This window comes from Achromobacter sp. 413638, from assembly GCF_043119405.1.
In the GTDB taxonomy this organism is placed as follows: Bacteria; Pseudomonadota; Gammaproteobacteria; order Burkholderiales; family Burkholderiaceae_B; genus Achromobacter.
In genome coordinates, this window is record NZ_JBICCO010000014.1 from 1 (window position 1) to 14,060 (window position 14,060).

11 protein-coding genes, 1 tRNA gene and 1 pseudogene are annotated in these 14,060 nt (G+C 64.3%); 1 reads left to right on the forward strand and 12 read right to left on the reverse strand.

What is annotated here, in order from left to right; translation table 11 throughout:
• From ACEU5R_RS08085 to ACEU5R_RS08115, 7 genes and pseudogenes are all read right to left on the reverse strand, one after another.
• Window positions 1-184, reverse strand: a pseudogene (locus ACEU5R_RS08085) (hypothetical protein); the annotation flags it as partial.
• A gap of 47 nt (window positions 185-231) precedes the next feature.
• Window positions 232-1,872, reverse strand: a complete 1,641-nt coding sequence (locus ACEU5R_RS08090) for a choline dehydrogenase (protein WP_392409773.1) — start codon at window positions 1,870-1,872, stop codon at window positions 232-234.
• A 34-nt stretch (window positions 1,873-1,906) separates the two neighbouring features.
• Window positions 1,907-3,244, reverse strand: coding sequence for an aspartate aminotransferase family protein (locus ACEU5R_RS08095; protein ID WP_103275575.1), 1,338 nt, complete (start codon window positions 3,242-3,244; stop codon window positions 1,907-1,909).
• Between the two features lie 46 nt (window positions 3,245-3,290).
• Window positions 3,291-4,061 (reverse strand): hypothetical protein, encoded by a 771-nt coding sequence (locus ACEU5R_RS08100; RefSeq protein ID WP_233772516.1) that lies wholly within the window; start codon window positions 4,059-4,061, stop codon window positions 3,291-3,293.
• Window positions 4,058-4,996, reverse strand: coding sequence for an alpha/beta hydrolase (locus tag ACEU5R_RS08105; RefSeq protein ID WP_103275577.1), 939 nt, complete (start codon window positions 4,994-4,996; stop codon window positions 4,058-4,060). Before ACEU5R_RS08105 ends, ACEU5R_RS08100 begins: the two co-directional genes overlap by 4 nt.
• 51 nt (window positions 4,997-5,047) lie before the next feature.
• Window positions 5,048-6,544 carry an NAD(P)/FAD-dependent oxidoreductase gene (locus ACEU5R_RS08110; RefSeq protein WP_103275578.1) on the reverse strand — a complete coding sequence of 499 codons (1,497 nt, stop codon included), beginning with the start codon at window positions 6,542-6,544 and terminating at the stop codon, window positions 5,048-5,050.
• A 30-nt stretch (window positions 6,545-6,574) separates the two neighbouring features.
• Window positions 6,575-7,435 (reverse strand): phytanoyl-CoA dioxygenase family protein, encoded by an 861-nt coding sequence (locus ACEU5R_RS08115; RefSeq protein ID WP_103275579.1) that lies wholly within the window; start codon window positions 7,433-7,435, stop codon window positions 6,575-6,577.
• 785 nt (window positions 7,436-8,220) lie between these two features.
• On the opposite strand from ACEU5R_RS08115, the gene ACEU5R_RS08120 reads away from it, so the two are divergent.
• Window positions 8,221-8,889 carry a TetR/AcrR family transcriptional regulator gene (locus ACEU5R_RS08120; RefSeq protein ID WP_392409774.1) on the forward strand — a complete coding sequence of 223 codons (669 nt, stop codon included), beginning with the start codon at window positions 8,221-8,223 and terminating at the stop codon, window positions 8,887-8,889.
• A 1,621-nt stretch (window positions 8,890-10,510) separates the two neighbouring features.
• Here the strand turns inward: ACEU5R_RS08120 and ACEU5R_RS08125 are convergent.
• From ACEU5R_RS08125 to ACEU5R_RS08145, 5 genes are all read right to left on the reverse strand, one after another.
• Window positions 10,511-10,584: transfer RNA gene (locus ACEU5R_RS08125), tRNA-Arg, on the reverse strand.
• A gap of 176 nt (window positions 10,585-10,760) precedes the next feature.
• The gene (locus tag ACEU5R_RS08130) at window positions 10,761-11,345 is read right to left on the reverse strand and encodes a helix-turn-helix domain-containing protein (protein WP_103275581.1); all 585 of its coding nucleotides are present in this window, start codon (window positions 11,343-11,345) and stop codon (window positions 10,761-10,763) included.
• Window positions 11,346-11,357: 12 nt separating this feature from the next.
• The gene (locus ACEU5R_RS08135; protein ID WP_392409775.1) at window positions 11,358-12,647 is read right to left on the reverse strand and encodes an NAD(P)/FAD-dependent oxidoreductase; all 1,290 of its coding nucleotides are present in this window, start codon (window positions 12,645-12,647) and stop codon (window positions 11,358-11,360) included.
• A 20-nt stretch (window positions 12,648-12,667) separates the two neighbouring features.
• Window positions 12,668-13,357, reverse strand: a complete 690-nt coding sequence (locus ACEU5R_RS08140; RefSeq protein ID WP_392409832.1) for an amino acid ABC transporter permease — start codon at window positions 13,355-13,357, stop codon at window positions 12,668-12,670.
• Between the two features lie 2 nt (window positions 13,358-13,359).
• Window positions 13,360-14,052, reverse strand: coding sequence for an amino acid ABC transporter permease (locus ACEU5R_RS08145; RefSeq protein WP_103275583.1), 693 nt, complete (start codon window positions 14,050-14,052; stop codon window positions 13,360-13,362).
• Window positions 14,053-14,060: the final 8 nt, after the last annotated feature.

Below are 14,060 nucleotides of genomic sequence, written 5' to 3' on the forward strand. Positions count from 1 at the left end.
CCCCCCCCCCCCCCCCCCCCCCCCCCCCCCCCCCCCCCCCCGCTTCGACCGCCGCGTCGACCTGCTCGACCGAGGCTTCGGCCAATTCAGTCAGCAGCGCCCCGGTCTTCGGATTCAGGATCTTCTCTTTGGCTTCCGCGCCCGCGATAAAGGCGGAACCGATCAGCAGTTCATGGTCAAACACGCGACTCTCCTGTTTACGAAATTAGCTTGCGGACGGGCCATGGGCCATCAGGCCGGAACGGCGGCCACCGCGTCCACGGCCCCGGCGCCCCGGACGCCCGCGGCAAGAATGAAATCCGCCGCCTTCTCGGCGATCATGATCGTGGGCGCATTGGTATTGCCACTCACGATGGTCGGCATGATGGAGGCGTCGATGACGCGCAGGCCGCTCACGCCCCACACACGCAGCCGGTCGTCCACGACGGCCATCTCGTCGCTGCCCATCTTGCAAGTCCCCACCGGGTGGTAGACGGATTCGACGTTCTCCCTCAGGTACTGGTCGATCTGGGCATCGGTCGTGGCCTGCGGGCCGGGGGCATACTCCACGCCTCGATAGGGGTCGAACGCCTTTTGCGCCAGGACTTCCCGGCCTATGCGTATCCCCTCGCGATACACACGGATGTCATCCGGATCCGAGAAATAGTTTGGCTGAATGCGCGGGTGCTGCGTGGGATCCGCCGACTGGATCTTCAACCAGCCCCGACTCTTGGGGCGCGAAATATTGAACAGCGGCGTGAAGCCGTGCTCGGGAATGACGACCCGACCGTTTTCGCGGTACATGATCATCTCGAAGTGGTACTGGATGTCCGGGGCGATCAGATCGGGCTGGCTTTTGACGAAGGCCAGCGCTTCCACGCCGTGATACGCGCCCGGGCCTCCCTTGTCCCACATATAGCGCGCCAGGGCGGCGGCGGCGCGAACGGGACGGATGTAGGTCAGGAGCGAGTTCGGCAGCGTCGAGCGGCATTGCACGCCCACGGACAGGTGATCGTGCAGGTTCTGGCCCACGCCCGGCAGCGCCGCCGTGACCTCGATGCCCAGCGAGCGCAGATGCGCCGGATCGCCAATGCCGGACAACTGAAGCAGCTGCGGCGAGTTGATCGCGCCGCCCGACAGCAGCACCTCCTGATGCGCGCGGAGCACTTCCTTGCGGCCACGGCGAAGGAACTCGACGCCGACCGCGCGGCCGCGCTCGACGATGACGCGCGTGGCCAAGGCCTTGGTGATGATCCTGAGGTTCTTCCGCTCCTTCACCGGATGCAGGTAAGCAAAAGCCGTGCTCGCGCGGATTCCCTTGTCTTCGACGGCCTTGATCGTGCTGTCGCAGGGCCCGAATCCCTCCTGCTCGCCGCCATTGAAGTCATCCCGGTACGGGTATCCGGCCTGTACGCCAGCCTCGACGAACGCCTTCGACAAGGGGTGATGAACACCGTAGCGGCTCGTATGCAACGGTCCATCGTGCCCATGGATCGGACTGCGCGGTCCGTTCCAGTTCTCGGCGCGAAGAAAATAGGGCAGGCAATCCCGGAAGGACCAACCGCTATTTCCCAACGCCGCCCAATGATCGTAGTCCGTGGCGCTGCCTCGGATGTAGATCATGCCGTTGACACAGCTGCATCCGCCCAGGACCTTCGCCCGTGGCCAGAACAGCCGTCTGCCGGCCAGGTGCTCCTGGGGCTCGGTGTGGTAGCCCCAGTCGATCTGCCCGGTTTTCATCAATTGGAAATAGCCGGCCGGCATGCCGATGAAGGGGCTGCGGTCCCAGCCGCCGGCCTCGATCAGCGTGACGTCGACGGCCGGATTCGCGGATAGTCGATTCGCCAGGACACAACCCGCGGACCCGCCGCCGACAATGATGTAGTCCGTCACAGTGCTGCCCTCGCTCGCAGGTTATGGGGGAAAGTCATGACACCAGACCCGCGCTCATCGGCTCGAGCCGCGCATCGACGATGCGGTTGACGGCGTCGATGAAGCTATCGATGTCCTCGTCGGTCATCGGGGTCGACAGGAATGCCTTGCCGGTGCGGGCGATATGGAAGCCCGCCAAGGTCAAGGCGCGCTGAAGCGCGACAACGCGCCTGGTTTCCTCGGGGGTGGAATAGCCCGAGCGGTAGTCGGTCACTTTGCGGCCATGGCCGAACACCATGAAGCTGGACCCGAAGCCGGTGACCTGTCCTGGAAAGCCGGACCGCGCGAACGCCTGGTTCAGCGCCGCCATCAGCCGGGAATTGAGCTGCGTCATGCGATCAATCGCGGCGTCGTCAAGCAGATCCAGCGTGACCTTGCCCGCGGTCATCGTGACCGGATTGGCCGTGAAGGTGCCGCTCCACGGCAAGCCGGGCTTGCCCTGGCGATGGTCGTAGATCCGCATGAACTCGCGCCGCCCCGCCACCGCGCCGACGGGAAAGCCGCCGCCGATGATCTTGCCCAGGGTAGTCAGATCCGGCTGGATGCCCAGCAGCGTCTGGACGCCGCCGGTGTGACACCTGAACGAGATGACTTCATCCAGGATGAAAAGCGCCCCGATCTCGCGAGTCACGCGTTCAATCATGTTGGTGAAGCGCTGGGTCGCCTGCACGAACCCCAGATAGCTTGGCACCGCGTCGAGCAGGACGGCCGCGATGTCCGCGGCATTCGCCCGGATGATCCGCTCGGCGGCTTCAACGTCGTTGAAGGGGATGACCACCACGTCGTCCGTCACCCCTTTGGGCACCCCTTTTGAATAGCCGATCGAGTTCGGATCCTCGCCCCAGTTCGACGGGGAAGAATCCAGGCTGACCTCGGCGTAGTCATAAGCGCCGTGGTAAACGCCTTCCGCCTTGACGATCTTGGATCGGCCCGTGATCGCGCGGGCGGCTTTGATCGCGCTCATGACGGCTTCCGAGCCAGAGTTGCAGAATCGCACCTGTTCGAAGCTCTCGGCCCTTGCGCATATCGTTTCCGCCAGCGCCACCTCCTGCTCCGTGGGAAGCGTAAAGGCGGTTCCATTGCCGACCTGGCGCCGAACGGCCTGCACGACGCCCGGATGCGCGTGGCCGTGGATCAGCGAGGCGAAGTTGTTCAACAGGTCAAGGCGGCGCGTGCCGTCCACATCGACCACGTAAGCCCCTTGGCCATGCGAGGCGTAGACCGGGAAAGGCTCCTGCCATGGCAATGTGCGCGTGATACCGCCGGGCAGCACTTTCAAGCCGCGTTCATACAGGTCCCGGGAACGGGAAGCCAGGTCTGGCCATTGAGCCATGATTGCACTCCAAAGGGTTGAAGAACGATGAGGACGTCGCGCGCCGTCAGGCGTGACGGCGCACACGGGTATTGGCGATCGGCTCGCTGGAATAGACGCCGAACCGCGGCTGCGTGGCGCGTTCCAGCGCGCTGTAGCCGTAGTACAGCTCGGCCATCATGAACGTCCAGGTGAACAAGGCCGCGGTGTAGAACAGCGTGCGGTCCGCGTCATCGCCGGGCAACGGGACATAGTCGTACAAGACGGCGATGGCCAGGCCGCTCAGCGCCACGACAGCCGTGCCCATCGCATGCAGCGTCTCGCCCGCCTTCTGCAGCCGCCAGGCGAAGTACGCCAGAAAGACCAGGAAGACCAGGCCCATCAGCAGGTAGAACGGCGGTTTGTAGACCGCCAACGCCGGCGCATGGTCGGCCGCCACCAGCGCGGCGGCGCCCGCGAAGCCGAGCAGGAAATAGAGGACATCCGCGAGGCGCGACGGCTGGTAGTTGTGGGTCACCGCCATCATGCCGGCGACCGCGACCACCGGAAAGCCGAAGGACCGCGAGAACGCATCGAAGAAATGCGCGACGCTGTAGCCGGACTCCCACCCGAAGAGCGCCCACAGCAGGAAATGAGAGCCCGAAAGGGCCATGATGAACCATTCGATCCCGCACAGATAATTGCGCTTCCTGAGGAACTTCACGCCATAGATGACCCCGGCAAGAATCAGCAGGACATCGGCCAGCAAAAGGAAAATCGCATTCATGATGAAGGGGCCTCGGTGAGAGTCGAGCTGATTGATCCCGAGCCGGCAGCGGCGTGCCGGCCCCGGACTCATTCGTGCAGCATGGCGCCGAATCGCTTGATGCCGCGCCGCATCAGCTGTTGCGCGCCGGGCGACCACGGCCCCATTTCGAAGAAGCCATGGATCATTCCCGGACCTGGCATATGCTCCGCCGGGCTGCCGGCCGCGTTCATGGCCGAGGCGTAGGCAGCGCCCGAGTCGCGCAACGGATCGAATTGCGCCGTCATCACCAGCGCCGGCGCCAGCCGGCTCAGATCCTTGGCCCGCAGCGGCGCCAGGCGCGGATCCGTCGGGTCCAGATAGGCGCCCGCGTAATGGCGGTAGAACCAGTTGATGGTGGCCACATCGAGCAGGTATCCCTCGCCGTTCTCCACGACGCTGGGGTACTGCGCCGTCACATGATCCACGGCGGGATAGATGAGGAACTGCGCGGTCAGCGCGATACCTTCATCGCGCAACCGCTGCGCGACGACGGCCGAGAAATTGCCGCCCGCGCTGTCGCCGGCGACGCCGACATTGTGGTTTCCGCCCAGCTCGTGCGCATGCGCCACGATCCACTTCGTGGCCGCGACGGCATCTTCAACGCCGGCGGGAAATGCATGCTCGGGCGCCAGCCGGTAGTCCACCGCCACCACCACGGCCATCGCGCCGCGACAGATCTCGCGGCAGATGTTGTCGTGCGTGTCCAGGTCGCCAATGACGAATCCGCCGCCGTGGAAGTAGGCCACGGTCGGAAACGGCCCGTCGCCTTCGGGCCAGTACACGCGGGCCTTCAATGGCCCGGCGGCGCCGCCGACGGTCGTGTCCCGCACGCGGGCCACGGGTACGACCTGCTCGGGCGTCAGCGCGCCGGCCGTCGTTGCCAGATAGAAGGCCCGGCCTTCCTCCGGCGTGCCTTCGTGCAGCGGCTTCGCGCCGGCCTCGGCCAGCAGCTGCATGGCGCCGGCTATATGGGGATCGAGAGACATGGAATGACTTCCTTTGTTCAGGGATGAGGGGGTCGCCAGCGCGCCGGGTGCTCAGCGGTAGGCCAGGGCCGCTTCGTCGGGCCGTGCCGCGGGGAACGAGACCCGCTCCTCTTCGTACTCCAGGCCTTGCTTCCAGGGATGACGATCGCCCTGGCGAGGCAGCAGGTGCAGCGCCCGCATGATGTAGCCCGAGTTGACGTTCTCCGGATCGATCCAGGGCAGGCGCGGCATGTCTGCGTCCGCGACAGGCACGGTGGGAACCACCATGTCGTGGCCCGCCTGCGCCATGTGCTCGACGATGCGGCACGCCAGATCGGTGACCAGATCCGCGCGCAGCGTCCAGCTTGAGCGGAAGTAGCCCATGACGTAGGCCATGTTGGGAACGCCTTCGATCATCATGCCGCGATAGCTGACGCGCTTGGCGAAGTCCACCGATTCGCCATCAACGAAAAATGGCACGCCGCCGAATATCCGCATATTGAAACCCGTCGCGGTGACGATGATGTCGGCGTCAAGATGCGCGCCGCTGACCAACCGGACGCCCGTGGCGTCGAAGCGCTCGATGCCGTCGGTGACCACTGACGCCTTGCCGGAGCGGATGGCGGCGAACAGGTCGCCGTCGGGAACCAGCGCGATGCGTTGCTGCCATGGGCGATAGCTCGGGTTGAAATGCTTCTCCACGTCGAAGCCCTCGGGCAGGAGCGCGCGCGCCTGCTCGACGATCCACGCGCGCATTTCCTCGGGATGTTCGAAGGACATGCGAACTTCGCCGTCCACCTTGGCGACGAAGGCGCGCCGCATGATCTCGTGCACCCAGTCGGGGCGCACGCCCAGTTCGCGCAGCTGGGTCTCCAGCGGATGGATGGGAGAATCCGCCGCGAAAAACGTGGGCGAACGCTGCAGCATTGTCACGTGCGCCACGGCGTCCGCCAAGGACGGGATCAAGGTGGCGGCCGTGGCGCCCGAGCCGATGACGACCACGCGCTTGCCCGTGCAGTCGAGTTCTTGCGGCCAGTGCTGCGGATGCACCCACTGCCCCTTGAAATCACGCATGCCAGGCCACTCGGGCGTATAGCCCTTGGCGTGATCGTAGTAGCCCGAGCACATCCAGAGAAAACCCGTCGTCAGCGTCAGCGTCTCGCCCGAATGCGTGCGCGTGACCTCCAGCGTCCAGCGCCTGTCCCGGGACGACCACCGGGCGGCCGTGATCTTGTGCCCGTAATGGATATGTCGCGCCAGATCATTTTCCTCGATCAGCTCCCCCAGGTAGGCGCGGATCTCGTCGGCCGTGCCGATGGCGCGGCCGGTTTCCCAAGGCTTGAAGCTGTAGCCGTAGGTGTAGCAATCGCTGTCCGAACGCGCGCCGGGGTAGCGATGCGTCCACCAGGTGCCCCCGAAGCCGTCCATCGCTTCGAGCACGGCGAATGAGTGATCGGGAAATCGCTTGTGCGTGTTGTATGTGGCGCCAAGACCCGAAATGCCGGCGCCCACAACGATAAAGTCAAGATGCTGGCCGTTCACGAGCGCGGCCTGAGGTTGCTTGATCACGGTTCTCTCCAGGTTGCCTGCAATTGGAAATCAGAGCTTGAGGTAGTCGCCCAGTTCGCTGTAGTTGACCTGCCAGAGGCCGGGCGAACCGATGGGGTACTGCGAGCGGAATCCGAGCAGGCGCTGGACGCGCGGCGAAAGCTGTCGAACGATGTCCATGCTGACCAGGAAGGGGTAGGCCTCTTCGCCGGTGAGAAAGCCGGGGTTGAAGGCGAAGGCCACGCCTCGGCGGTACTGGTCCGTGGTCAAGTTGGCGCCGCCGCCATGAGCGGTCTTGCCGCTGTACAGGAGCACATCTCCAGCCTTCATCCTGGCGGCGATGGTCTGCTCCGGCGTGCCGCGATCCTCGAAATCCTCCCAGTGGTTGCTGCCGGGGATGATCCGGGTGGCGCCGTTCTCTTCGGTGTAGTCGGTGAAGGCGATCATGAAATTCAGGGCGGCCTCGGGCCCCTTGGGTCCCATGCCGATGAACGGATACCAGTTCTCCAGGTCGCGGTGCAGCATCTGCGCCTTGTTGCCGGGGCCGATTTCAATCACCTGCGCGGTGGTCATCCAGTACGAACCGGATTCCTCAAGGAAGATCGCGTCGAGCAGGTCATGCACCAGATCACAGTCGAGGATTTCCTCGCGGAAGGTCTTGCTGTACGTGACCAGATTTGTCAGACGCTTGGTGTTTGCGCCGTGGAATTCGGCAATCAACTCGATTTCGTGCGTCGATCCCGGCGCAAGGGCGTCCATCGGCCCCTGGATTTCGGCGTTGAAGCTGTCGATCTGTGCCTTGGCGAGGAAGTTCTTGATGATGACGCCGCCATCTTGCTTGAGGATCTGGAGGATCTCCGCGATGGGCGTCGAGGTCGTGACGGTGCGCAAAGCGCTGGTGGGCCGGGTCATGAAGCATCTCCTTTGTGTCGGATAGCGTTGACTTATTTTGTTGGTCAAATGACCAACTGAATGCATCATGAAATATGCCAAGCCATACCGTCAAGGTCGGGAAAACCCGTCCTCCGGAGATAAAATTTCGCGTTTATTCAGCTGTTTTAAACATATTCTTCGATCACGACCAGGAAAAAAATGCCCGGCATCTCCATAAGAAATCGCCCGTTATTTAATTGGTCAATTGACCTTTAATTATTCAGGACGCTTACATGGCGCCGCAGGACTGAGCCGACCGTTCCCGCAACGGGAAACGCGAGGTCGCCACGCCGATGGCCAGCCTGATCGCTCATGGGCGTGACGCGATGACCGCTCCAGGCCGATGTATTCGTCCCTTGCGACTGGCTCCGCGGGCGGCCCGGCGAAGAAATGCGCCTGTTACGATACGAATTTCCGACATCGTCAGCGCTTCCTCATTCCAGGCGCGCGTCAGTCGCCCGTCATGCCGACCCCGCAAGCCCCTTTCATCCACGAAGGGATCGCGGTCGCTGGGGAGCAGCTGGAGCGCATCGGGCCTGGGCTCCCTCGGTCTGGGGCGCGATGGATTCGATGGCCGCCCGCCACGATGCGTACTCCCCTCGCGCCGCCTGCCCCAGCCGAGGGCTCACTCGCCTCGGGCGAGAACTTGGTTGACAGCCTCATGGCGCCATCCTCGCTCTTTGCGAAACCCGGGACGGTCCACCGGATTCACTGATTGCATGCCGCCAGAATCACCAGGGATCCGACAGACTTCCATCCGTGCCATGACCAAACACCAAAGCGAAAACACGTCGTCCGCCGCCGCCAGGACAAGCGCGCAGGGCGTGAGAGCCGAGCAGTCCGAGCGCAAGCGCGCGGCCATCCTGAAAGCGTCGAAAGAGGTGCTGGCGCAAGGCTATGCAGAATTTTCGCTGCGCAAAGTGGCCGCCGCCGCCGGCGTGCGACTCAGCACCGTACAGCATCATTTCGGCGATCTGGAGTCGCTCATTCTTGCAACGATCGACTCCTCGACCGAGGAGTTCATGCGCTATTCCAGACAACTGGCGCAAGGCCAGTACGAGTCCCCGACCGATGACCTGAAGGTCTTCCTCGACGACGCCTGGACGTTTGTCCGTAACGTCAACGTGCGAAACCTCTACCTGGAAGTGTGGGCAATGGGCCGCCACCGTCCCGTCGTCGCGGACTCGATCAAACGGATCTACACCGAATACATCCAGGCGTTGATCCTCATCCTGCGCAGGATCAACCCGAACCTGACGCAAACCGAAGCCCACACCACCGCCACGTTGATCTCCTGCCTGACCGAAGGCGCCATCGTGATGGCCCACTGGGGCAGCCAGGACGCCCCCGCCCTGGGCCTTCTTGGCATACGCCTGAAAACCGCATGTCTTGCCCTTGTGGAACCGTCTGATGGATGTCGTGGCTCCATCTGAATCGATGCGTCGATCGGATTTTGCCACCGATGACAAGGCGGGCTCGACAGAGAACATTGCAGAAGGTCGGCACCAAGTTGACGGCTTTGTTGCCTGCAACGGACCAGCCGCCCCGTTGCAGCCCAAACCAAAATGGAGACTTGCGCCGGTCTCCGCGCTCGGGGCACAAACTGCTTAGTTGTTGTGCCGCGTGGTTGCCATGCGACGCCTCCCGACAGAAACCCGCCCTTCACAAGGGAGCGAGTTTTGCATTGCCATGGGCATGCTCACGGTGAACCGGCTGCCTGCCAAGCCGCGCGGCGAAGGTTCGATTCCCTCAGTTCACTCCACATGGTGCCGCAGCTCAGTGGACAGATCGCAGCGCGCCGGATTCATGCCCTGATATCCTCGCTCCGCTTCACCCGAGCCTTGATTGTGCATCGCAAAATGTTCAGCTAGAATTCAGGATCCTCATCTTCTGAAAAGGCGGCTTCGTGAGTTTGGATTCAGGCACCCGCTGTCGATTGCGCATCGACATGCATCACGTCTAACCGGATCGCAGCACGAACTCGCCCCGCTGGATCCTGTAGGACAGGATTCGGCACCCCTTCGAGCTTCGTCAAGAAGCCTCGGAAAGCCCCAACATCCCTGCCTTGATCGGCGGCACACGCTTCATGTGTGCATGCCACCCATGCCCACGAGCGCCCGGCATCTACCAATTGGAGGTGGCGATGCGCTTTTTGAAGTTTTTCCTGCAGTTTGTCAGCCCTCGCGGCGCCGTCGCTCGCCAGGCGTTGGCGCTTCGCCCAGCTCCTTCGGGACACAAAGATCGTCAAACGCGATGCTCTATCCAATGCACGATCGAACACGCAGGCGCGCCGAGAAGACGCGTGCATGCGTACCTGGTCGGCGCGGGCTCTGACATACCCCACACCAAAGTCACTTGCACGACGGCTGAATTGAGCGCCGGCGCCCCGCTATAGCTGGCCCGATGTCGATACCCATCACTCGTCGAGCGGCTCGCCGGCCGCCTCGATCGCCTTATAAGCCGGGCCAAGGGCATTCTTCCGTGGCGCACCAAAAGTGGTTGTTGAAGAATCAGCGATTCCGATGCCGATACGCCGCGAGCGCGCAATAGCGCGCGCGCTTTACGTGCCGACCTGACGCCAGGCTTGGTGACGCCTCGGACATCACGCGTCTCTACCCAGAGACAGGCGGCAAGCCATGTCGGCTCAGGAAGCTGTGGACATACCAGGTCTTGCGCGGCGCCGCTCCCGCGCACAGAACCATGTGATCTTCAGTTTTGTCCTTGTGAAGCAGGCAGTTTCCGTGACTGCCTGCAAGCGTGTCGATTTCGCAGGCCCACGATGATTCAAATAATGAAAGACATTGCATTCATCGCAATTACGTTTGGTATTTTGTGCGCAACTATCCGTGCATCGCTAAAGCGGGAACAACGACGGAGAAGGAAGGATGAATCGAATGCGCGCAGAAAGAAACCGACTCAGGTTTAAGTCATGAAACGCGCCGGGGCATCGCCCCGGCGTCGTGGGGATTGCAATCTGCCCCTGGCTAAGCTCAACGCCAACGCCAGTCCAAATGGATAAGTGCTCGCTAAGCGCGCCATAGCGAGAGGAGAATGCGCGACGTAGAGGATTCGAACCTCTGACCTATTGCTTAGAAGGCAATTGCTCTATCCAACTGAGCTAACGTCGCCCTGAAACCCGCCCCTCCCGACCACGCGCCGGGAAGATCAGCGCCCTATGCGACCACGTTGCGGTCACGTTGCGGCCAAACTGCCGCCGCGCGATGGGTTTGATGCCCGGAAAGGCTCCGGGCGGGCGCATTTTACCTTGTTGCGCGAAGCAAGGGAAAAAGACGGGAAGGCTCCCCTATTCCTCGCCCAGGTCCGTGTGCGTGGACACCCAAAGCACCAGCGCGTCTTCCTTGCTGACGCTGATGACGCGGTGTCCCATGCGGCTGTCGATGTAGAAGCTTTCGCCCGCGCGCAGCCGGGCCGGCTCGTAGAACTCGGTGTACAGCTCGACCTCGCCGCTCAGCACGTAGACGAATTCCTCGCCATGGTGGCGGCTCCAATCCTGGAATTCCTCGAACGAGCGCGCTTTGACCCGGGTGTGGAAGGGCATCATGCGCTTGTGCGACAGCGCGGTGCATAGCAGGCGGTGGTCGTAGTACGGGGTTTCGTACTGGCGCCCTTCCCCCTGTCGGCCCAGGCTGCGGCGGCCGGTGCCCATGTGGGCGTCGGACGGGGTGAACAGCTCGGCCACGTCCAGATCCAGGCCGGCGGCGATCTTGATCAGGTTGTCATAGGTGGGCGACAGCAGGCCGTTCTCGATCTTGGACAGAGCGGACGCGGACACGCCGGTGGCCGCCGCCGCCTGCTTCAGCGTCCAGTCCCGCGCCTGGCGCAGGGCTCGCAGCCGTTGTGCCAACACGCTCTGTTTGTTGCCTTGCATCTGTACACCCTGTCAGCGCGACCGGCGCTCCCGCCACCAGTCGCGCGCTTGATAAGACCAATATGTGAGCTGGACCGCCGCCCGGCCCAGCGCGCCGCCATTCCAGGCCAGTCCGAAGGGCTGGAACAGCTGATAGCGGTGGCTGTCGCCGGTGATGCCCTCGGCCACCACGCGGCCGCCGATGGAGGCGGTGTTCATGCCATGCCCGCCAAAGGCCGTGCAGTACCAGACGTCCGGCGCCAGCAGGCCGATCTGCGGCATCAGGTGGCGCGCGTAGGCCATGCGTCCCGACCAGGCGGTTTCCACGCGCAGGCCCTGCAATTGCGGGTAAACCGACAGCAGTTCGCGGCGCAGCGTCTCGGCCAGGTCGGGCGGGTCGTCGATCCGGGTGGTGATTCTACTGCCCCAGCCGATGCGCCCGCCATCGAGCACCCGGTAGTAGTTGCCGGCGCGGCGGTCGTCGCCGATGGCGGCGTCGCTGCGGATGGCTTCGCGCACGCGCTCGCCCAGCGGCTCGGTCAGCATGATGTAGGTGGCGATGGGCAGCATGGCCCGTCGCAGCGCGGGTTGCAGCGCGCCGGTGTAGCCGCCCGTGGCCAGCACCACGGTGCGCGCCTCGACCCGGCCGCCGGCGGTGGCGACCTGCTTGACCGCGCCGTCCAGCGCCAACTGCTGCGCCGGCGTATCCTCGTGGATGCGCACGCCCAGCCTCGCGCACTCCCGCGCCAGGGCGCGCGCGTAGTTGAGCGGATGGAAATGGAAGGACGTGGGATCGTCCACGCCCTGGAAATAGGCCTCTGTCACCAGCCGCTCGCGCAGCTGGGCGCGCGACAGCACGCGCACGTCGCGTTCGAAAACGCGCTGCTGTTCCTCGCACCAGCGCTGCAGCGCGTCGCCGGCGTCGTAGCGCACCACGCGCAGGCGGCCGTCGACCTTGTGGGCGTCGCGGATGTCCAGGTCGCGGATGTTGGCGCGGATGACCTCCACGCCCTCCATCGACAGCCGGTAAAGCGCGCGGTAATGATCCTCGTCCACATGGCGGCGGATGGCGTCGGCGCCGGCCGAGAACGCGGGCGAGACCGAGCCGCCGTTGCGGCCCGAGGCGCCCCAGGCGATGCGGCTGCCTTCCAGCAGCGTGACCTGCCGGCCGCGCCGGGCCAGTTCCAGCGCGACCGACAGGCCGGCCAGGCCGCCGCCCACCACGCAGACCTCGGCGCTTTCCGGGCCGGCCAGGGCCGGATAGCGGGTTCGCGGGTCGGACAGCGTGCGCTTGTAGTAGGTGTCGACGTACTCGGTGGGCATGGTGCTCGGCGGCGTCCGTTCTAGTTGAGGCTGGCGCCTTGCAGGCCGCCGGCCAGCCGCTTTTCCAGCCAGTTGGCCAGGCGCAGCAGCGGATAGCAGTACAGGAAATAGATGGCCGCGATCATGGCGTAGATGAACAGCGACTTGGCCGGGAAGGTGATGATGAAGACCTCGCCCTGGCGCGTCAGCTCGGTGATGCCGACCACGGACAGAATGGCCGTGCTCTTGATCAGCATGACGTACACACCGCTCATGGGCTGCACGATCAGCCGCAGCGCCTGCGGCAGGATCACCAGCCGCAGGATCTGCAAGGGCTTCAGGCCCAGCGCCATGGCGCCCTCGGTCTGGCCGCGCGGCACGGCCTCGATGGCGCCCCGGATGATCTCGGCCACGTAGCAGGACGTGTAGACCGACAGCGACACGAAGGCCGCCGTGGCCGAGTCCCAGTGCAGCCAGGCGATGCCGGAGCTGGGCAGCACGAAGTAGAAGATATAGAGCTGCACCAGGAACGGCGTGCCGCGCAGCACGTGGATGTACAGCCCCAGCAGCTGGTGCAGGCCGCGGATGCGGTAGCTGCGGACCACGCCGATGACGAAGCCCAGCAGCGAGCCGGCGATGATGGCGAAGAACGAGATCTTCAGCGTTTCCCAGAAGCCCTTGAGCAGGAAGGGCAGCACCACGCCGGCGGTCGACAGGTAGGATTCCAGCATGCTCACCTCGCGTTCCAGGCCGGGCCGGCCAGCCACAAGCTGACGCCGCGCGACAGCAGCAGCATGACGCCGTAGATCAGCAGATAGCCCGCGGCGATGGTCAGGAAGCTCTCGTTGGGAACGATGCGCTCGCTGTTCATCTGCACGCCGGCGGCCACCAGCTCGAACACGGTGATCAGCGACAGCAGCGAGGTGTCCTTGATCAGCACTGCCGTCTGGCCCAGCAGCGGCGGCAGCGTGTTGGCGAAGGCCTGCGGCAGCACCACGTAGCGCAGGCGCTGGCCGTAGTTCATGCCGCAGGCCTTGGCGCCCTCGACCTGGCCGCGCGGCACCGACTCGATGCCGACGCGGATGATCTCGCTCATATAGGCCGCGTGGTGCAGCGTCATCGCCATGATGCCCAGCGCCATCTCGCTCCAGCCCTTGGCGCCGGGTATCAGCATGGGCACCGCGTAATAGACCAGATAGATCTGCACCAGCAGCGGCGTGGCGCGCACGAACTGCACATAGCCGGCCACCGGCCGCCAGCAGGGCGCGCGCGGCGACATGCGCGCCAGCGCCAGCGGGATGCCGGCAAGCACGGACAGCGCCAGGCTGGCGCCGGCCGCGATCAGCGTGTTGGCCAGGCCGGCGGCGAACTGGCCCGCGTACTGGCTGACGATGCGCCAGTTGTAGTAGTCGATCAACCAATCCATGCGCGCTG

Bases quoted from the DNA above. Each gene is read 5' to 3' on its own strand.
- ACEU5R_RS08095 (WP_103275575.1), bottom strand. From the start codon at position 3,244: ATGGCTCAATGGCCAGACCTGGCTTCCCGTTCCCGGGACCTGTATGAA.
- ACEU5R_RS08100 (WP_233772516.1), bottom strand. From the start codon at position 4,061: ATGAGTCCGGGGCCGGCACGCCGCTGCCGGCTCGGGATCAATCAGCTC.
- ACEU5R_RS08105 (WP_103275577.1), bottom strand. From the start codon at position 4,996: ATGTCTCTCGATCCCCATATAGCCGGCGCCATGCAGCTGCTGGCCGAG.
- ACEU5R_RS08130 (WP_103275581.1), bottom strand. From the start codon at position 11,345: ATGCAAGGCAACAAACAGAGCGTGTTGGCACAACGGCTGCGAGCCCTG.
- ACEU5R_RS08115 (WP_103275579.1), bottom strand. From the start codon at position 7,435: ATGACCCGGCCCACCAGCGCTTTGCGCACCGTCACGACCTCGACGCCC.
- ACEU5R_RS08135 (WP_392409775.1), bottom strand. From the start codon at position 12,647: ATGCCCACCGAGTACGTCGACACCTACTACAAGCGCACGCTGTCCGAC.
- ACEU5R_RS08140 (WP_392409832.1), bottom strand. From the start codon at position 13,357: ATGCTGGAATCCTACCTGTCGACCGCCGGCGTGGTGCTGCCCTTCCTG.
- ACEU5R_RS08120 (WP_392409774.1), top strand. From the start codon at position 8,221: ATGACCAAACACCAAAGCGAAAACACGTCGTCCGCCGCCGCCAGGACA.
- ACEU5R_RS08145 (WP_103275583.1), bottom strand. From the start codon at position 14,052: ATGGATTGGTTGATCGACTACTACAACTGGCGCATCGTCAGCCAGTAC.